Source organism: Streptomyces sp. TSRI0281, assembly GCF_001905125.1.
Taxonomy (GTDB): Bacteria; Actinomycetota; Actinomycetes; order Streptomycetales; family Streptomycetaceae; genus Streptomyces.
Window position 1 is genome coordinate 121,226 of the sequence record NZ_LWLE01000002.1, and the last position, 19,493, is coordinate 140,718.

Below are 19,493 nucleotides of genomic sequence, written 5' to 3' on the forward strand. Positions count from 1 at the left end.
CTGACCAAGGGCAGGACAGGGATCGTCTACTTCGTCCATCCCGAGGAGTCCGTGGTCCGGCAGTCTCTTGAGGCGCTGAGCAGACTGGAGGACGAAGGGGCCCTCTTCCGCGTCACGCCCGCACCGACCACGGGAAGTGGCTGTAGATGAACGACGTGTTCTCCTCGCTGGCCACGGGTGACAGCGAGACCACGCAGCAGGTCGCATCAGTACTGCACTCCCGCAGGCAGGACCCGGAGCAGTACCGGATGCTGCAGCGTTTCCTCACGTCCGTCGATGTCACCTCCGGGCCGCTGCTGGAGATCGGCTGTGGTTCCGGTGAACTTCTCGCCGACCTCTGCGACCGGGCGCGTACCGCCACAGTCGTCGGCATCGACCACAGCGTCGACCTGTTGAGGATGGCTCGCCGATCGAACGGAACAGCGGGGAACCTCAGGCTTCTGGCAGCCGACGCGCATCGGCTGCCGTTCGCCGACGAGTCGTTCCCGCTGGTCCTCATGTACACGCTGCTCAGCCACACTCCGGACATCCGCTCGGTGCTCCAAGAGGCACACAGGGTGTGCCGCCAGGGAGGGCAGATAGCCGTACTCGACGGCGACTACGCATCGACGGACTTCTCGCTGGGCCCGCACGATCCGCTGAACGCTTGCGTGGCCGCCTGGCGTGCACGGTACGTCGTGAACACGCACGACCTGCGATCCCTCCCGCGCCTGCTGGAGACGGCAGGCTTTCAGCTCACGCAGGCAGGTGCCCATATCTACACAGCTGCGCACTCGGCCTACGCGTACACCATCATCGACCGAGGCGTGGAAACGATGCTCGACAGCGGGATGATCGGCAAAGACCTGGCCCGCTCGCTGAAGGAAGAAGCGCGGCGCAGGGCACAGGACGAAGGGTTCGTCGGCAGCATCACCTACCGTTTCGCGCTGGCTCGCAGGGAGCCATCCGCCAGTACGGCGCCCCCGAGAGCCTAGGAGCTGCGCATGCGTATCTGCATTGTGGGCGGGGGCACGGCCGCGGCATGTCTCGTCATGGCGCTCGCCCGCGCACTCGGTTCACGAAACGTCGACCTCGTGATCGTGGAGCCCTCGGACCAGCTGTGGCGCGGCAGCGCGTACCGGATGGACCGTGACGAGATCGTGGTGAACGCCCCACCCGGCATGATGACGCTGGACCCGAACGATCCGGAGCACGCACAGCGGTGGGTCGCCCGTCACCACGACGGGAGCGGTGCTCCCCACTTGTGGACGCAGGAAACCTTCCCACCGCGGCACGTCTACGGCCGCTACCTGGAGGAAACCCTCTCCCAGACCCTGGACGACCTGACGGGCGCCGCCTGGCGTGTCACATGGCTGCGCCGACGCGTCGTGAGCGTCGCGCCCGACGGTGACAAGGCGCTGGTGGGTCTGGAGGACGGGGCCACCGTCCCGTGCGACTACGCGGTGCTGTGCGTCGGAGACCCGTCCGGTTACGACCCCTACGGACTCGCCGGTCACCCGTCCTGCATCACGCGGCCCTATCCCGTGGCGTCCACCCTTGACACCGTTCGTCCGTCGGCCTCCGTGGCCGTCATCGGCTGTGGGCTCACCGCTGTCGACGCCGTCCTGGGACTGCGGGCCCAAGGACATCAGGGGCCGATCACACTGCTTTCGCGGGACGGCATCCTGGCTGCCGTGCGCCGACCACGACAGGTCGGGCGGCCGACGGTGTTGACCCCGGAGATCGTCCGGGACCGGCTTGAGCGCTCGTCCTCACCTCTTCGGCTGTCGATGGTGGCCGCTCTGGCCCGGACAGAGGCACTGCGCGCCGGGGCCACGCCGGGGCAGATCGCCGCCGAGACATCCATGGCGGACTGGGGGTTGAGCCGTGTACGCCGACAACTCGCCGACCGGGAACACGTACAGGACGTCGACTGGCTCCAGGTCACCACCTGGGCTCTGATCACCACCGTGCACTATTGGTGGCCGACTCTGCCCCGCGGCGATCGGCAGCGGTTCTTCCGCCGCTACCACCGACTGTGGACCAGCTTCACTTCCCCCATGCCCGCCGCGACCGCCGGCACACTCCTTGAGATGGCCGACAACGGTCAGTTGCGCGTCCTACGCGGCCTTGAGAAGGTCACGCCCGCGAAGCAGGGGTTCCGGGTCACAGCGCAACACCACACGGTGGAAGCCGACATCGTGATCGCCGCCGCAACCGCGGCACCGACGGCCCGTCCAGCCACGCCCCATGAGCTGATGGACTCGCTGACCCGCAACGGCTGCGGACAACGGCACCCGGACGGTGGCCTGCGCGTGCAGCCGGAAACCGGACGGCTCGTCGACCGGAGCGGCAGGCCCCAGCGGTCGCTTCTCGCCCTGGGCCACCTCACGAGCGGCACCCACTACTACCTGTCCGGCGTACCGATGCTCGTATGGCGCAGCGAAGCGATCGCCGCGGCGATCGCCACCGATCCCTCCACCAGCGTGGCACCGGCCTCACCAGGTCTGCTTACCTCCTGACCGCACGATTCAGCTGGTCCTACGGTTCTGGCTCGGCCCACACCGGTCATTCGTAGGATCGGCGAGTCCGAGGAATCCGGGTACGGAAGTGAGCTTGTCGCCGCTCCACGGCTGAAAAGAAACCTGGCCGCTCCGAGTGCGTGACGGCCGCAACCGCTCATCGGGATAAGCGGGGCGCGAACTCCCGCAGCCGACGGTCAGATGCGGTCAACATGGTTCCATGCGTGGTCATGGGGTGGGTGTGGCGAGGCGTACCGACAGGCGGTCCCCATTGGGCCCGGTCCGCCTGCACGCCCCGCATCCGTCCGATAATCGGTTGCCTTGCCGGGGACCCTCCCCCAAGGTGAGGCAGTGACCAAGACCGACGACAGGCCGCCGATCGACGCGGCCCGCTGGCTGTACCTCTACGAGAACGACTGCCCCGCCCCGGCGGCGGCCGAACTGCCGGCCCTCGCCACCGAACTGGCCGAGGCCCTCCGCCACCCCGACCCGGATATCCGCGACGGCGCCCCCTACGTGGTGCTGCGGACGTGGATCCAGCGGGACGTCATCGACAAGCCGCTGCGCGCCCAGCTGGGCACCGTGATGGCCGACCGGTTCGACGACCCCGAGATCCAGGCGCGCACCTTCGCCCCGCTCGTGCTCGACATGATCGTCGGTCGCGGCGACTTCGACCCGGCATGGCTCGCCGCCTTCCGACGCTGGTTCCCGGCCGAGACGGACCTGCGCGGGTACGACCCCGAGCTCGGCTGGCTCCACGCCGTCGCGCACGGCGCTGACCTGCTGGGCGCCTTCGGGCTCCATCCGGAGGTCGACCCGAAGGAGATGCTCGCGCTGGCGGCGGAGCGGCTCGTGGTTCCGACCGACGAGCTCTTCGCCCAACAAGAGGACGACCGGCTCGCCCAGGGCATCGCCCGCACGCTCACCCGGCCGGAACTGTCCGAGGCCGAGGCCGTCGGCTGGCTGGACGCGATCGAGACGGACTTCGCCGCCGGCCGGCGCGGCGCCCCCACCGTGGCGGCGCACACCTCCAACGCCATGCGCACGCTGCGGATGCTGTACCTCCTCGCCGACACCGGGGTCCGGATCGACGGCGCCCCCACCCCCGGGCGCCCGCCGCACGCCGAGGCGCTGAAGCGGCGTCTGACGGAGGTGCATCAGTTTCCCAGAAAGAGCGTCAGGGCTGACGAGGGCTTGGCGCACGATCTGGCACCAATGCAGGGCCCGTTGAGCGTCGGCATGGGAAGTTGACCGTTCCCCGTGGCCCATGACCGTGCGGGCCCTGTCAGACTGGTCCCCGGGTCAGGCTCAGACAGGGAACGAGGAGGTCGCGGCCATGGTCGGTGACCAGCGGGACAGCCGGGCCGCACTGACGGTTCCGGTTCCGGAGTACGTTCAGGGGCGTCGGCTGGGACGACGTACCACGGGCCCCCTCGGCTGGGCCCTGGTCGCCCTCGCCATGCTCACGCTCCTGGTACTGGCACCGCTGTTCGGGGCAGGCTGACCGACCTCTGAGGCGCCGACCGTAATCGAGGTCACGTCGGTCGGGCGGCGGACCCGAGTTCCTTGTGCGTTGGCCGGACGTACCCGACAACGACGGGCTCACGGCGCCAGGGGTCGAGGGCGGCCGTGTACTCGCGGACGTAGTCGAGTGCGCGGACGTCCGCATCGGCCGTCCCGGTATGTCGCGAGGGCGAGGGCTACTGCTACGGCGACGGCTCGCCCCGGGATGCCGTTCCGGGCGGCTCCGGCAGTTCCCTGCCCAGCCGGGCGAGGGGGGAGAAGGCCATCAGCAGGGGGGACAGGAGCAGTCCGATGGCGGTCACCAGCAGGCCGGTACGCAATCCCCACCGGGCGGCCAGAACGCCGCCGAGCAGTGAGCCGAGCGGGGTCAGCCCCATGCCGACGAAATCGATCGTCGCGACGACGCGTCCCTGCATCCGGACCGGCGTGATGGCCTGCCGAACGGCCGTGACCGTGACATCGACCAGCTGACTGAACACGCCGAACACGAAGTTGACCGCCATGAGCAGAGGGACCGTCGCGGGAGCCGAGCCGCTCAGCGCGGGTACGCACAGCATCACGCCGTCGCCGAGCGCGGCCGAGGAGACCAGGACCATGCCGTAGCCGAACTTCGCCGGCAGCCTGGCGGCCAGCACCGAACCCATGAGCGCTCCCGGTCCCATCGCCGCGAGCACCAGTCCCACGGACGAACCCGGCAGGTGCAGCGTGTGGGACAGGAAGAGCAGATAGACCGTCATCAGGCCCGCGAAGAAGAACTGGAAACTCGCCGAGCACACGCCCACGGCCCGCAACGAGGCGTCATGGACGACGAATTGGAGACCCTCCTGGATCTGCCGCCCTACACGCGCGGGTCGCTCGATGTGGTGAGTCAGGGGTTCGGGGCGCCGGATCCGCCTGATCGAGAGGAACGACAGGACGAAGAAGAACGTGCTCGCCAGGACGGCGAACGGTGCCGAGAGCAGTGACACCATCGCGCCGCCGAGCGCGGGGCCGCCGATCTGCGCCGCTGATCTGCTGCCCTCAAGCGCGCTGTTGCCCTGCATCAACTGGTCGCGCTCCACCAGGCGTACGAGCGACGCCTGGTAGGCCACATCGAAGAACACCGTGAGCACGCCGACGAGGAACGCGACGATGAGCAGCAACGGAATCCCGAGCACGCCCAGCAGCCAGGCGACCGGAAGGGCGGCGGGCAGCACCGCGCGGCCGAAGTCCGCCCACACCATCACGTTGCGGGACCGTCGCCGGTCCACCCACACGCCGACGAAGAGCGAGAACAGCAGGATCGGCACCTGCTGCACCGCGCGCAGGGTTCCGAGTTGGCCGGCATCGGCGTTGAGCACCACCACGGCCACGAGCGGCAGAGTGACCTGAGCGGCTTGCGCCCCGAGCTGTGAGGCGGTCTGGCCCGCCCAGAGTCTGCGGAAGTCGGCGTCACGCCACAGGCCGGGGCGGGAAGGAGCGCTGGAAGGAGAGCTGGAAGGCACAGGCACAGGGGACCCCTTGAGCTGCTGAGGGCTGAACGAAGAAGCCCGCCACTCGGCGCACGCCGGTTGGGCCCGTGCACGCGCGCCGGTACGTGGGGCGGGGGAGGTTCGCTGTGCCGCAAATCAAGGGCAGCACGCGATGACAGGCCGGTCGCGGCCTAGAACGTCAACGCGCGCTCGGGTAACCGGGCATCTCAGCTCCTCGGGGGCCATGTGCTGTTCCGCTCCGCAGGCTACCCAGCGGCCGTCCGGGGGAGAAGCCATTAACGGGGACGGCCCGTCACCCGTGAAATGTCACGTGTGACGGGCCTGGCGGGGCATCACATGTGACATTTCAGGTGTGACGGACCTGGCGGGGCGTGCCGCAGGGTTACGTCAGGGGCTCGACCCAGACATTGCGGTAGCGCACCTTGCTGCCGTGGTCCTGGAGGCGGATCGCCCCCGCCGTCGGACCTTCGGCCGCGCCGCCGCCCGTCGTCCCGTCGACCGCCACGTCGTCGTGGACCTTCTTGCCGTTCCACACCACGGTGACGCGGGCGTCGGCGGTCTTCTCGCCCTCCGCGTCGAAACGGGCCGCGCGGAAGGTGATGTCGTACGTCTGCCAGGTCTCCGGCGCCGTCGCGGCGTTCACGTCCGGGGCCTTCTTCGTGTAGATCGCCCCGGCCTCGTTGTCGGCGAGTGTGGTGTCACCGTACGAGTCGAGGATCTGGACCTCGTACCGCTCCTGGAGGTACACGCCGCTGTTGGCACGGTTCTGGCCGGTCACGTCCGGCGGGAGGTTCGGGAGCCAGAATTCGACGTGTGCCCTGAAGTCCTGGAATCCCTGCTTCGTGCGGATGTCGCCGCCGGAGACCTCCATCGATCCGTCACCGGTCACCGGCCACGCCGCCGCCCGGCCGTCCGGGTGCTGCCAGGCTGCCTGGTTCGATCCGTCGAACAGGGGGATGCGGGCGCCCTCGGGGTGGACGGTGATCAGGTCGAGGTTGACATGGCCGGTGTCGCCGCCGTCGTACCGGTAGGTGACGGTGTTCCTTCCGGCGCGCAGGGGCAGCGGTTCGTTCCGCGTCGACCAGGTGTTCCAGTCGACGGTGGACAGCAGGATCGTCTGCCGGACCTTGGCGCCGTTGACGTACACGCTCAGGCTCTTGGTGCCGGTGAAGGGGTTCGGCCCGTTGGAGTAGCGCAGACCGACGTCGTACGTCCCCGCCTTCGCCGCGTCGACCTCGAAGGTGGTCGACGCCCCCTCGGCGCCGAACTTGTCGACGAATCCGCTGCCCGAGTAGCCGGGGTGGTCGGTGTTGAAGCCGGCTCCGCCCGTCAGCGTCGCCTCCTCCGCCTCGTACTGGGTGGCCGGAGGCTGCTTGCCGGGGAGGGAGTTGAGCGTGTACCACGCCTCCGTGCTCCACAGGGACTCGCCGCTCGCCGAGCTGAATGGGCGCGGGGAGCGTACGTGCACCACGCGGTTGGACTTCAGGCCGGGGATGTCGAGGGTGACCTTCCTGCGGTCCGGCGACAGGATGGCCGACCGTACGGACAGGGTCTCCTCGCCCGCCTTGGGACCGCCGTAACTCGGGGTCGGTACGTAGTGCCACTGCTGGACCCGGTAGCTCCCGGCCAGCTTGGCCGCCGTCTCCTCCGAGAGCGGCTGGGTGTACTCCAGTTCGAACCCGCCCGGCTTCGCCCGCATCGCCAGGATGTCGAACGCCTTGTCGCCGCTGGGCGAGAGCTTCTGGAGCCCGTACGTCAGCTTGCCCTCCTGGCCCCAGTTGCCGCCCGCGCCCAGGCCACCGGCGTAGATCGCGCCGTCCGGGCCCATGCTGATCCGGTTGACCCCGGCTTCCAGGCCCTGGGTGAAGCGGAAGACCGCACCCTGGTACTCGCCCTTGACCTTCTCCAGGTACGCGCGCTGGATGCCTCCGTATGTCACGTCACCGAAGAGCATCTGCCCGGCGAACCTGCCCTCGGTCAGCTGGAGCGGAGTGCTGGGCGAGTTCGCTATCTCGTTCTGCGGCAGCCACAGCACCGGCTTGGTCACCGGCTTCGCGTCGAACGGCCCGTCCGGGTTGGTGTAGTGGTTGAAGAAGCGGTCCTGCTTGATGTGGAGGAGCTTCGACGACGGCAGCCAGCCGCCCTGGTTGTCCAGGACGAACATGTCGCCCTTCGGCCCCCACCCGATGCCGTTGGGGGTACGCAGGCCACCGGCGATGTATGACACCTCACCGGTCTTCCGGTTCACCTTGATCGTGGAGCCGCGGTTCTTCGAGGGCTGGGGGTCGGTGGTCGCGCCGCCGTAGTTGATGGCGACCGACAGGTTGAGGTAGAAGAAGCCCTTCTTGTACAGCAGTCCGAAGGCGAACTCATGGAAGTTTCCGCCGTAGGGCCATGTCGCGACGGTCCGCTGCTCGTCGATGACGTCGTCGCCGTCGGTGTCGCTCAGCTCGGTCAGCTCGTGCTTCTGGGACACGTACAGCTTGCCGTCGACGGCCTTGATGCCCATCGGCTCCTTGAGGCCGCCGATGATCTTCTTGGTCGTCACCTTGCCGGGGTCGGTGTTCCCCCGCACGTTGTCGAGGAGATGGACCTCGCCCGCGGTGTTGGTGCTGCCGCCCCAGGTGGTCACGGCCAGCCGGCCGTCCGGCAGCCAGTCCATGGCGGTGACCTGCGGCTCGAAGCCCGGGGGACGGAGATCGGTGAGGGCGTAGTCCGGGTGCACCGCGTTCAGGGGCAGCCCGTCGCCCGGCGAGTCGAGGACGCCCTCGCACTCCTTGCGGCCCGGCGCCGTGACCCGTACGACGTCGGCGTCCGTGCTCAGTACCGCGTTCGGTACGACCGCGAAGTCCGGGGCGCCCGGAGGCTTCCACGCCAGGGTGATCTGCTGCCCACCGGTGCGGTCGAAGTGATCGATGCGCAGGGAGTGGTGGCCCGCCTCCAGGGTGACCGTGCCGTCCTTGGGGTCCGCGCCGTGCAGACCGTCGTGATCGATGACCGGGCTGCCGTCGATGAGCAGCCGTGATCCGTCGTCGCTGGTCAGCCGGAAGGTGTACGCGCCGGTCTGCGGGACGTCGATGTTGCCGGTCACCTGGGTGACGAAGTGGTCCTCGAAGCCGAAGTCCCCGGCCGCGCTCCAGTCGATCGTGGGCATCAGCCTGTCGACGTTCGGGGTCTGTCCGGTCTTGATGTCGCACAACTTGCTGAGCGGCACCTGTACGTCGAAGACGCGCAGTGTGACACCGGGTTCCTGCGGCGGAAGCTCGGCCGGGACCGCAGGTTCGGCGGTGGCCGGTGACGCGTGGGCGGTCACCGGTGATATGTCGGACGCGGTCACCGGTGACATGTCACCGGCGGTCGATGACATGTCGGCCGTGACCGATGACATGCCATCGGTCACCGGTGGCATGTCATCGGCCGCGGCGGGCGACGAGGCGAAGCCGCCGACGAGGAACGAGAGGACGAGCAGCCCCGTCAGGCGACTGCGTAAGCGGTGGTACAGCCGTGGATTCATCCTGCCTCCTGGCCCCCCGGGACGAGGAGCGTGTAGTGGCGAAGGGTGCGGGTCACCCGTGAGCGTCCGGGTGATCGTTCGATCAGTGCGTTCCTGTGGCGCCGTACCTGAGCGAAACTCCGACGGTTGCGCCGGAAAGAGTAGGAGGCTTCTGCTCGTGCCGTCCATGCTTTGTCACCACAGTGTTCAAAGTCCGGGTGGGGGAAGTGCAGGGAGGGGAGCGGAGGCCCTAGGTTGGGGCCATGACCGAAGTGCTGCTTTCCGCGGGTGTGGTGGAGTACGAGGACACGGGTGGCGACGGGCCGGTGGTGGTCCTTCTGCACGGCGTCGCCATGGACGGCTCGCTGTGGCGCACTGTCGTCGGCGAACTCCGCTCCGGCTTCCGGTGCATCGTGCCGACCCTCCCTCTCGGTGGTCACCGCCGGCCCATGCGCCCCGACGCCGACCTGTCGGTCCTCGGGGTGGCCCGGATCGTCGCGGAGTTCCTCGACGCACTCGAACTCCAGGACGTCACCCTGGTCATGAGCGACTGGGGCGGGGCGCAGGCGCTGGTCGCGGACGGACGGGACCGGCGGATCGGAAAGCTGGTGATCACGTCCTGCGAGGCGTTCGACAACTTCCCGCCCGGACTGCCCGGCGGCAATCTGTACGCTGCGGCCAAGGTGCCCGGAGGTCTGATGGCCGCCTTCGCCCTGCTGAAGCTCACGCCGATGCGGCGGCTGCCCGTCACCTGGGGATGGATGACCAAGCGGCCGGTTCCGCGTGAGGTGATGGACGCCTGGTTCCGTCCGCTGTGGTCGTCGCGGGAGATCCGGCGCGACCTGCGCACCTACGTCCTCGGAGTGCCGCCCAAGGCGGAACTTCTGCGCTGGGCCGAGGCGTTGCGCGCGTTCGACCGGCCTGCCCTCGTCGTATGGGCGGCCGAGGACAAGGTCATGCCACCGGAGCACGGGCGGCGGCTGGCGGACCTCCTCCCACAGGGGCGGCTGGTGGAGGTGGCCGACAGCTACACGCTCATTCCGGAGGATCAGCCCGTCGTGCTCGCCGCGCACATCCGGGCGTTCCTGGAGGGTGACGGCGGAGCGTAGACGCTGTCCCGGCTTCGGCCGGGCGCCCGTGCGGGCCCGGTTCCCGGCCGACGTCAACGCCTTCGCGGGCCCGGACACGTCCTGTTTCCGTAACGTCCCTGTATCCGAGTCCTGATGGTGCAACAGTTCGGTACCACCCCGGACGTCGCCGCCACGCGATCGTATGATCGCTGCGGTGTCGATGAGGTAAGGGTGGTAACTCGTGGTATTTCACGGGCCGTTACACAGATTCCGGTACGGAGCTCCCCTGTTGCTTCTGCCCCTGCTGCTGGCAGGGTGTTCCGGCGGTGGCGCTGAGGCGGACGCGCAGGGGAAGGGCTCATCGGGCCCACCGGCATCCGGACCGGCATCCGGACCGGCATCCGGACCGGCATCCGGACCGGCATCCGGACCGGCATCCGGCTCACCGTCCACACCCTCATCCGGACCCGCACCCTCCTCCGCACTCGTCGACGCCGACCCGGCCAGGCTGCCGAAGAACCGGAGCGCCGCCCTCGCCCTCATCGGCAAGGTCATCGCCGAGCCCGACAGCTTCGGCCCCGGAGTGGTGAAGCGGAGCCCGTACGAGAGCGACCCGGCCACCTGGCCCGTCCTGGGGACCGACTGCGTCTGGGCGCAGCGGAAGCCCGCGGGCAACGTCATGGCCACCGTCACCCGCAATTTCGAGGTGCCCGCGACGAAGGGCAGGGGACCGGTCCGGCTGGCGGCCGTCGTCACCGTGCACCGCACCCGGCAGGACGCGCAGTGGGAGATGGCCGAGTCCCTGGAGGAGACGATGCGCTGCCCCACACAGCAGTTGCGGCAAGGGGAACTCATCGGCTCGATGATCTCCGCCGCGCTGCTCCAGGGCGAGAGCACGCAGAACAACTCCGAGGATTCGCTGGCCGAGACGGGACAGTTCCGGAGCGAGGAGCTCGGCGGTCCGTACCCCTACGCCTGGCAGCAGGCGCAGACCCTTCAGTTCACCGTCGCGGTGACCGGCAAGGGGGCGAAGGGGCGCACTGACAAGGAACTGGAAGACCTGGTCACCCAGGCGCAGGCCGCCATGCTGGTCCGGCTCGAATCCGCCATCGAGAAGCAGAGCTGAGGCACCCCTGATGGACGAACTGAGGCCGTCGGACCCGTCGCACATCGGCGGGCACCGGCTCCTGGGCCGCCTCGGAGCGGGCGGCATGGGCGTCGTCTACCTGGGGCGCACGGAAGCGGGGGCGCTCGCCGCCATCAAGGTGATCCTGCCCGAGTACGCCGGGGACGACGACTTCCGTACCCGCTTCCGCCGCGAGGTCGCGGCGGCCCGCAGTGTGCACAGCCCGTGGGCGGTCCCGGTCACCGGGGCGGAGACCGAGGGCGAACGCCCCTGGCTGGCAACGGCGTTCGTGCCAGGACCCGCGCTCTCGGACGCCGTGGCACGGCGCGGACCGCTGCCCGCCCGTAGCGTCAAGGTGCTCGGCCGGCTGCTCTCCCGCGCCCTGAGCGCCGTACACGAGGCCGGGCTTGTCCACCGCGATGTGAAGCCGGGCAATGTCCTGCTCACCGCCGACGGTCCCCGCCTCATCGACTTCGGCATCGCGCGGGCCGCCGACGCCACCGCGCTGACCGCCACCGACCTCGTGGTCGGCACCCCCGGCTTCCTCTCGCCCGAGCAGGCCACCGGGGGCGGCACCACCGCCGGACCCGCCAGCGACGTCTTCTCGCTCGGCTGCCTCCTCGTGTACGCGGCCACCGGGCGGCCCCCGTTCGGCAGCGGGGCCGTCGACGCCCTGCTCTACCGCACCGTGCACGACCGACCGGACCTCGGCGGGATCGACGACGCCGAACTGCGCACCCTGCTGACCGCCTGCCTGGCCAAGGACCCGGGGGAGCGGCCGACGGCGGCACAGCTCGACGCGCGCATCGCCGAGGACGTACCGGGCGGGTCGGTCGAGTGGCTGCCCGAGGACGTCGTACGGCTGATCGCCGACCGGTCCGCCGCGATGCTCGCACTGCCGGACATCGACGCCACCGTGGCCGAGGAGCCCGTGGCGCCCGCCCGTCCCGACAGGCGGCGCTTCCTCCTCCTCGCCTCCGTCGCGGCGGTGGGTCTCGCCGGAACCGCCTACGCCGCCGTACAGGTGGCGGGCGAGGACACCGAGAGCGCCCCGAAGCGGGGCGGCTCCGGCGAGCGGGACTGGATCATCGGCGTGCACGCCGACCTGACGGGCCCTCAAGCGGCGTGGGGGAAGGCTCAGGAACGGGGCGTCCGGCTCGCCGTCGAACGGTTCAACTCCCGCGGGAACAAGCCCTTCACGCTCATTGTGAAGGCGCTGGACGACCGGGGGGACGCCGCCCGTTCGGCGCGCGTCGCCGAGCTGTTCGCACGCGACCCGGACGTGCTCGCGGTGATCGGCCCGACCGGTGACGCCGCGACCGGAGCGGCGCTGCCCGCGTACGACGAGGCGATGCTGGCGGTGCTCACGGTGTCGTCACTGGCGATGGCGTACGCCCCCAGGTCCAAGAAGTCGTTCTTCCAGGCCGCTCCGTCCTGGGGTGCGCTCTCCGCACCGATCGTCAACCGGCTCCTGCTGCGCCCCGACGTCGAACGCCTCGGTGTGCTCATGGACCGCTCCGGCGGGCAGTCCGCCTACCAGGTGGGCTACGCGACCAACCTGATGACCCCCACCCTCACCACCGGGACCACCTATCCGCGCGTGGTGCCCGCCGGGACGAGGGACCTCGCACCGGTGATCGAGGACATGCTCACGCACAGGAGCGACGCGATCTTCTACGCGGGTGACGCGGCCGGAGCCGCCCGCACGGCCGTCGCGCTCGCCGGAACCTCGTTCAAGGGGCCGTGCATCGCCCAGCACACCGTCATGGGACCGGACTTCCTCACGGCTGCCGGAGCCGCGGCCACCGGGTGGGAGTTCATCTCCCCGTACACGGACGCGTCGGCGCCCGCCGCCAAGGAGTTCACCGCCGCACACCGCGCTCGCTTCGGCGCCGAGCCCGCGCCGTGGGCCGCCGAGGCGTACGACGTGGCCGGGCTCGTCGCCCAGGCGCTGGTCGCCCTCGCCCTGGCCGACGGGGAGAAAGCGACGGGGAAGCCGGACGGAAGCGGGACGGGGAAGCCGGACGGGAGCGGGACGGGGAAGCCGGACGGGACCGAGGGGAAGAACGAGGGGTCGGACGGGGCCGAGGGGGCCGAGGGGAAGAAGGCGTCGGGGAAGCCGGAAGAGGCCGAAGGGAAGAAGGCGTCGGGGAACACCGGCGCTTCGCCGGAAGCCCGCCGCCCCGTGCGGCCCGGCCGGGCCGCTGTCGTCGCCGAGATCGCCGCCTCACCGTACGAGGGAATCTCCCGCACCTACGCCTTCGACAAGAGGCAGGCGCTGGTGGGCCAGGACGCCCACCTCTACCGTGTCGAGAACGGCCGCTACCGCTATCTCGGCGCGGCCCCGAAGCCCACCACCTGACATGAGGCCGCTCACCTCGGACGACCCGCGCGTCATCGGCGAGTACCGCACCCTGGTCCGGCTCGGCGCGGGCGGCATGGGTGTGGTGTACCTGGCCAGATCGCCGGGCGGCGCGCTCGCCGCGGTGAAGGTGATCCGCGCCGAGCACGCCGCCGACCCCGGCTTCCGGGCCCGTTTCCGCCGCGAGGCCGAGGCCGCCGCGCGGATCACCGGGCCGTGGGTGGTCCCGGTCACCGGCGCCGACACGGAGGCCCGGGAACCGTGGCTGGCCACCGCGTTCGTGCCCGGCCCCTCGCTCGCCGAGATGATCGGGACACAGGGCGCCCTGCCCGCCGCCACCGTGCGCGCACTCGGCGCCCGGCTCGCGGCGGCCCTCGTCGCGGTGCACGGGGCGGGGCTCGTCCACCGCGACGTCAAACCCGGCAATGTGCTCCTCGCCCTCGACGGGCCCCGGCTCATCGACTTCGGCATCGCGCGCCACGAGGGCGCCACCGCGCTCACCGCGACCGATGCGGTGATCGGCACGCCCGGCTACCTCGCCCCCGAACAGGCGTCGGCCGGGCCCGTCGGACCGGCGTGCGACGTCTTCTCGCTCGGCTGCGTCCTGGTGTACGCGGCCACCGGGCGGCGCCCGTTCGGCGAGGGCGCGGCGGCGGGGGTCCTGTTCCGAACGGTGCACGAGGAACCGGACCTGCGCGGTCTGCCGCCAGGACTGCGCGCCCTCGCCGCCGCCTGCCTGGCCAAGGACCCGGCCGCCCGGCCGACCGCCGACCAGGTGCACCGGGCGCTGGCCGACGAGGCGCATCCGGATCAGGCGCACCCGGGTCAGGCGCGCCCAGGTCAGGCGCCTCCGGACCCTTCGCCTCCGGACCCTTCGCCTCCGGACCCGGCGGCGGAGGCGGACCGCTGGATGCCGGCGGGGCTGCCCGCGCTGATCGCCGAACGTTCGGCCCGCGCCCTCGCGCTGCCCGACCCCGAGACCCCGCCCGCCCCGGCGGCGTCCGGCACCGGGGCGGCACCCGGCCCCTCGCGGCGGCGCCTGCTCACCGCCTCGGCGGCCGGAGCCGTCCTCCTCGCGGGCGGTGGCACCGCAGCCTGGATGGCCCGGCGGCGCGGCCATGTGAATGGCCCGTCGACGAGGACCGCGAACCGCCCCACGTACAGGCTCGGCCTGCACGCCGACCTCACCGGACCCGGCCGCGCCACCGGCCTCGCGCACCAGCGGGGCGTCCAGCTCGCCGTCGCCGACCACAACTCCCGTACCGACGCGGCCTTCCGGCTCGCCCTGCGCACGGAGGACGACGCGGGGGACGCGGCCCGAGCACGCCGGGCGGCCGACCGGCTGGCCGCCGACCCCCGCGTCCTGGCCGTCATCGGGCCCAGCGCCGACGTCACCGCCGAGGACGTCGTCGCCCGGTACAAGAAGGCACGGCTGGCCATGGTCGTCGTCGCGGCGGGCTCCACCACCGCCGAGTTCTTCGCGAGCCCGGTCCTGTGCGTCACCCGCCCCTTCGACGACAGCCTCAGCATCGGCCTCATCAGCTACCTGATCCACACCCGCCCCGCCGAGCGGATCTTTCTGATCGCCGACGAGGACGACCCGCGGCGCAGCTGGGGCATCCGCCAGATCTTCAGCGACGCACCCCTCGCGGGAGCCACCCCCACCACCCGCACCGTCGCCGCCGGGCAGGGCTTCGGCACGGCGGCGCGGGCGGTTGTCGGCGCGAAGGCGGACGCCGTGGTGTACGCGGGCGGCTCACCCACCCGGGCAGCGCGCTGCGCCACCGCCCTCACCGCCGCCGGGTTCACCGGCACCCGCGTCAGCGCCGGTCCCGTCCTCGCTCCCGCCTTCCTGAAGAAGGCGGGGAAGGCCGCCGAAGGATGGGTCTTCGCCGAGGCGTACGCCGACCCCCTGGCGCTCCCCGCCGCGAAGAAGTTCACCGCCGCGCACCGGAAGCGCTACGGGGCGCCGCCCGCCACCTGGTCCGCCGAGGCGTACGACGCGGTCGGGCTGATCGCCGCTGCCGCCGAGGCCACCAGTGCCACGGGTGCGGAGCGGGGCGGGATCGCCCAGCGGCTGTTCCGCACCCGGTACCGGGGCATCGTCCGCGCCCTGTCCTTCCACGACACCCGCGGGGTGCGGTTCGACAACGGGATCTTCCTCTACCGGATCGTGGCCGGGCGGCCCACGTTCCTGGGCCCCTACGGCGAGGTGTGAAGCGGAGCTGCGGCCGCGCTTAAGAAAACCTCGATGGACCTGAGGCGCGGGGTGCGGCAGATTTCTCCGTGACGGCAGCGGCAGGGCGATGCGCGGTGGCCACCGACGTGCGCCCCGGTCCGTGCCCGGCCCAGCGCCGCTCCGCCGTCCCTCTCGACTTCCCCGGGCCGCAGGCTGCCTCGATGCTGCCCCGGCCCGGGGCATCCACCACCGCGTACCACGTGCAGGGAGCCGCAGCCGTGAAGGCACTCGTGAAGCAGAAGGCCGAGCCCGGTCTGTGGCTGATGGACGTCCCGGAGCCGGAGATCGGCCCGGGCGACGTACTCATCAAGGTCCTGCGTACCGGCATCTGCGGCACCGACCTGCACATCCGGGCCTACGACGGCTGGGCGCAGCAGGCGGTGCGCACCCCGCTCGTCCTGGGCCACGAGTTCGTCGGCGAGGTCGCCGAGCTCGGCGCCGATGTTGCCGACATCAAGATCGGCGACCTGGTCAGCGGCGAGGGCCACCTGGTCTGCGGGAAGTGCCGCAACTGTCTCGCCGGACGCCGCCACCTCTGCCGCTCCACCCTCGGGCTCGGCGTCGGCCGCGACGGGGCGTTCGCCGAGTACGTCGCGCTGCCCGCCGCCAACGTGTGGGTGCACCGGGTCCCCGTCGACCTGGACATCGCCGCGATCTTCGACCCGTTCGGCAACGCGGTCCACACCGCGCTGTCCTTCCCGCTGGTCGGCGAGGACGTCCTGATCACCGGTGCGGGCCCCATCGGGATCATGGCCGCCGCCGTCGCCCGGCACGCCGGCGCCCGCAACGTCGTCATCACCGACGTCAGCGAGGCCCGCCTGGAACTGGCCCGCAAGGTCGGTGTCAGCCTGGCCCTCAACGTCGGCGAGGAGACCATCGCCGACGGGCAGCGCCACCTCGGACTGCGGGAGGGCTTCGACATCGGACTGGAGATGTCCGGCCGCCCCGAGGCGATGCGCGACATGATCGCGAACATGACGCACGGCGGCCGGATCGCCATGCTCGGACTGCCGTCCGAGGAGTTCGCCGTCGACTGGTCCCGCGTCGTCACCTCGATGATCACGATCAAGGGCATCTACGGCCGGGAGATGTACGAGACCTGGTACGCCATGTCCGTACTGCTGGAGGGCGGTCTCGACCTCGCCCCCGTGATCACCGGACGGTACGACTACCGCGACTTCGAAGCGGCCTTCGACGACGCCGCGAGCGGTCTCGGCGGCAAGGTCATCCTCGACTGGACCTCCTGAACCCTAAGGACTCACGCATGTTCGACTCCGTACGCGACGATCTGCGCACCACCCTCGACGAGATCAGGGCCGCCGGGCTGCACAAGCCCGAGCGTGTGATCGGCACCCCGCAGTCCGCCACCGTGGCCGTCACCTCCGGCGGCCGTCCCGGTGAGGTCCTCAACTTCTGCGCCAACAACTACCTGGGCCTCGCCGACCACCCCGAGGTCGTCGCCGCCGCCCACGAGGCGCTGGACCGCTGGGGCTACGGGCTGGCCTCGGTCCGCTTCATCTGTGGCACCCAGGAGGTCCACAAGGAGCTGGAGCAGCGGCTGTCGTCGTTCCTCGGCCAGGAGGACACGATCCTCTACTCCTCCTGCTTCGACGCCAACGGCGGCGTGTTCGAGACCCTGCTCGGCCCCGAGGACGCGGTCATCTCCGACGCCCTCAACCACGCCTCGATCATCGACGGCATCCGCCTCTCCAAGGCCAAGCGCTTCCGTTACGCCAACCGCGACATGGCCGACCTGGAGCAGCAGCTCAAGGAGGCGTCCGGGGCCCGCCGCCGGCTCGTCGTCACCGACGGCGTGTTCTCCATGGACGGATACGTCGCCCCGCTGCGCGAGATCTGCGACCTGGCCGACCGCTACGACGCCATGGTCATGGTCGACGACTCGCACGCCGTCGGCTTCGTCGGCCCCGGCGGGCGCGGCACCCCCGAACTGCACGGCGTCATGGACCGCGTCGACATCATCACGGGCACCCTCGGCAAGGCGCTCGGCGGTGCGTCCGGCGGCTATGTCGCGGCCCGCGCCGAGATCGTCGCGCTGCTGCGCCAGCGCTCGCGCCCGTACCTCTTCTCCAACTCCCTCGCCCCGGTCATCGCCGCCGCCTCCCTCAAGGTCATCGACCTGCTGGAGTCCGCCGGTGACCTGCGCGAGCAGCTGAACGCCAACACCGCGCTCTTCCGCACCCGGATGACCGAGGAGGGCTTCGACATCCTGCCCGGCGACCACGCCATCGCCCCCGTCATGATCGGGGACGCGGCGAAGGCAGGCCGGATGGCGGAACTGCTCCTGGAGCGCGGTGTGTACGTGATCGGGTTCTCGTACCCGGTCGTCCCCGACGGCGCGGCCCGCATCCGCGTCCAGCTCTCGGCAGCGCACTCCACCGACGACGTGAACCGTGCCGTGGACGCGTTCGTCGACGCGCGGGCGGCGCTCGGCGAGTAGGGGAAGTAGGGGTACCGGAGCCTCGGGCCGGGACGCCGGGCCGGGGCTCATGGTCGGGCCGCCGGGCCGGGTCCATGGCCGGACGCCGGGCCGGGTCCATGGCCGGGACGTCTGGCCGGGGCTCATGGCCCGGGCGTCGGGCCGGAGCCGCGCCGGGCGTCGGGCGTCGGGCCCCGGCGCGGTGGCGTCCGGGCCCTGAGCCCCGGTTCGGGATGTCCGGGAAGTCCCACGCGACCTGGGACAATAGGCGCATGATCGATGCACGGCGGCTGCGAATCCTGCGTGCGGTGGCGGACCACCGTACGGTGACCGCGGCCGCCGCCGCACTGTATCTGACGCCCTCGGCCGTCTCCCAGCAGCTCGCCGCCCTGGAGCAGGAGACCGGCCACCGGCTCGTCGAACGCGGCGCGCGCGGTGCGCGGCTCACCGCGCCGGGGGAGATCCTGCTGACCCACACCAACGCGGTGCTGGCCCAGCTGGAGCGGGCCGAGGCGGAGCTCGCCGCGTACAGCGCGGGTGTCGCCGGTACGGTCACGGTCGCCGCGTTCGCCACCGGCATCGGCCTGGTCCTGGCCCCCGCGCTCCGCGAGCTGTCGCGCACCGCCCCCGGTATCCGGGTCCGCGTCCAGGACGCCGAGGGCGACGCGAGCGTGCCGATGGTGCTGGACCGGCAGGTGGATGTGGCGGTCGCCGTCGAATACCGGGGCGCGCCCGCCGAGGACGACCTGCGGCTGACGCGGGTGCCGCTCTACTCGGAGCCGTTCGACGCGGTGCTGCCGGTGGGGCACCGGCTGGCCGGTCAGGAACAGGTGGCGGTCGCCGACCTCGCGAAGGACCCCTGGATCGGACCGTACCCCGGCAACCCCTGCCACGATGTGGTGGTCCTGGCCTGTGAGTTCGCCGGTTTCGAGCCGATGCTCGAACACTCCTCGGACGATTTCCGCGCGGTGGTCGCGCTGGCCGGGGCGGGCGCCGGAGTGGCACTCGTCCCGAGGTCGGCGCTGCGGGGGACGGAACTGAGCGGGGTGGTCGTCCGCCCCGTACAGGGCAGCGCCCCGACGCGACGCGTCTTCGCAGCGGTACGGCAGGGGGCGGAGGGCCACCCGCTGATCAGCCCGGTCCTGGACGCGCTGGGAGCGGTGTCGGTCCGGGACGCCTGAGGGTCGTCGCGGATACCCGTGCGCCGGGCGGGCCTGAACCTCAGACCCGCCCGGCACACGTGCGCTTCGTTTCGCTTCAGCTCCGGCT

The 19,493-nt window shown here is 71.1% G+C and carries 13 protein-coding genes; 11 read left to right on the top strand and 2 right to left on the bottom strand.

Going from position 1 to position 19,493, the window contains the following annotated elements; genetic code table 11:
• The first annotated feature begins 146 nt into the window (after nt 1–146).
• The 4 genes from A6A29_RS07160 (at nt 147) to A6A29_RS45185 (ending at nt 4,005) form a co-directional block, all read left to right on the top strand.
• Nucleotides 147–974 carry a methyltransferase domain-containing protein gene (locus A6A29_RS07160; protein WP_073719128.1) on the top strand — a complete coding sequence of 276 codons (828 nt, stop codon included), beginning with the start codon at nt 147–149 and terminating at the stop codon, nt 972–974.
• Between the two features lie 9 nt (nt 975–983).
• Nucleotides 984–2,501: an FAD/NAD(P)-binding protein gene (locus A6A29_RS07165; RefSeq protein WP_073719129.1), complete on the top strand. Its 1,518-nt coding sequence runs from the start codon at nt 984–986 to the stop codon at nt 2,499–2,501.
• A gap of 351 nt (nt 2,502–2,852) precedes the next feature.
• Nucleotides 2,853–3,752 carry a DUF2785 domain-containing protein gene (locus A6A29_RS07170; RefSeq protein WP_073719130.1) on the top strand — a complete coding sequence of 300 codons (900 nt, stop codon included), beginning with the start codon at nt 2,853–2,855 and terminating at the stop codon, nt 3,750–3,752.
• 85 nt (nt 3,753–3,837) lie between these two features.
• Nucleotides 3,838–4,005: a hypothetical protein gene (locus A6A29_RS45185; RefSeq protein ID WP_158074373.1), complete on the top strand. Its 168-nt coding sequence runs from the start codon at nt 3,838–3,840 to the stop codon at nt 4,003–4,005.
• Nucleotides 4,006–4,207: 202 nt separating this feature from the next.
• Here A6A29_RS45185 and A6A29_RS07175 read toward each other — a convergent pair whose 3' ends face one another.
• Together A6A29_RS07175 and A6A29_RS07180 are read right to left on the bottom strand one after the other, a co-directional pair.
• Complete coding sequence (locus tag A6A29_RS07175) at nt 4,208–5,509, bottom strand: MFS transporter (protein ID WP_073719131.1); 1,302 nt, start codon at nt 5,507–5,509, stop codon at nt 4,208–4,210.
• Nucleotides 5,510–5,879: 370 nt separating this feature from the next.
• On the bottom strand, nt 5,880–8,843 hold the full coding sequence (locus A6A29_RS07180) for a family 16 glycoside hydrolase (protein ID WP_073719343.1): 2,964 nt from the start codon (nt 8,841–8,843) through the stop codon (nt 5,880–5,882).
• 410 nt (nt 8,844–9,253) lie between these two features.
• Here A6A29_RS07180 and A6A29_RS07185 point away from each other — a divergent pair, with 410 nt between their 5' ends.
• The 7 genes from A6A29_RS07185 (at nt 9,254) to A6A29_RS07215 (ending at nt 19,405) form a co-directional block, all read left to right on the top strand.
• Nucleotides 9,254–10,099, top strand: coding sequence for an alpha/beta fold hydrolase (locus A6A29_RS07185; RefSeq protein ID WP_073719132.1), 846 nt, complete (start codon nt 9,254–9,256; stop codon nt 10,097–10,099).
• Between the two features lie 247 nt (nt 10,100–10,346).
• Entirely contained in the window at nt 10,347–11,186 is an 840-nt protein-coding gene (locus A6A29_RS07190) for a hypothetical protein (RefSeq protein ID WP_241838382.1), read from the top strand.
• A 10-nt stretch (nt 11,187–11,196) separates the two neighbouring features.
• Entirely contained in the window at nt 11,197–13,548 is a 2,352-nt protein-coding gene (locus A6A29_RS07195) for a bifunctional serine/threonine-protein kinase/ABC transporter substrate-binding protein (protein ID WP_073719133.1), read from the top strand.
• A 1-nt stretch (nt 13,549) separates the two neighbouring features.
• Nucleotides 13,550–15,766 carry a protein kinase domain-containing protein gene (locus tag A6A29_RS07200; RefSeq protein ID WP_073719134.1) on the top strand — a complete coding sequence of 739 codons (2,217 nt, stop codon included), beginning with the start codon at nt 13,550–13,552 and terminating at the stop codon, nt 15,764–15,766.
• A 239-nt stretch (nt 15,767–16,005) separates the two neighbouring features.
• Nucleotides 16,006–17,034 (top strand): L-threonine 3-dehydrogenase, encoded by a 1,029-nt coding sequence (gene tdh / locus A6A29_RS07205; protein ID WP_073719345.1) that lies wholly within the window; start codon nt 16,006–16,008, stop codon nt 17,032–17,034.
• Nucleotides 17,035–17,051: 17 nt separating this feature from the next.
• Nucleotides 17,052–18,245: a glycine C-acetyltransferase gene (locus tag A6A29_RS07210; RefSeq protein ID WP_073719135.1), complete on the top strand. Its 1,194-nt coding sequence runs from the start codon at nt 17,052–17,054 to the stop codon at nt 18,243–18,245.
• 251 nt (nt 18,246–18,496) lie between these two features.
• The gene (locus A6A29_RS07215) at nt 18,497–19,405 is read left to right on the top strand and encodes a LysR family transcriptional regulator (protein ID WP_073719136.1); all 909 of its coding nucleotides are present in this window, start codon (nt 18,497–18,499) and stop codon (nt 19,403–19,405) included.
• The last annotated feature ends 88 nt before the right edge of the window (nt 19,406–19,493 follow it).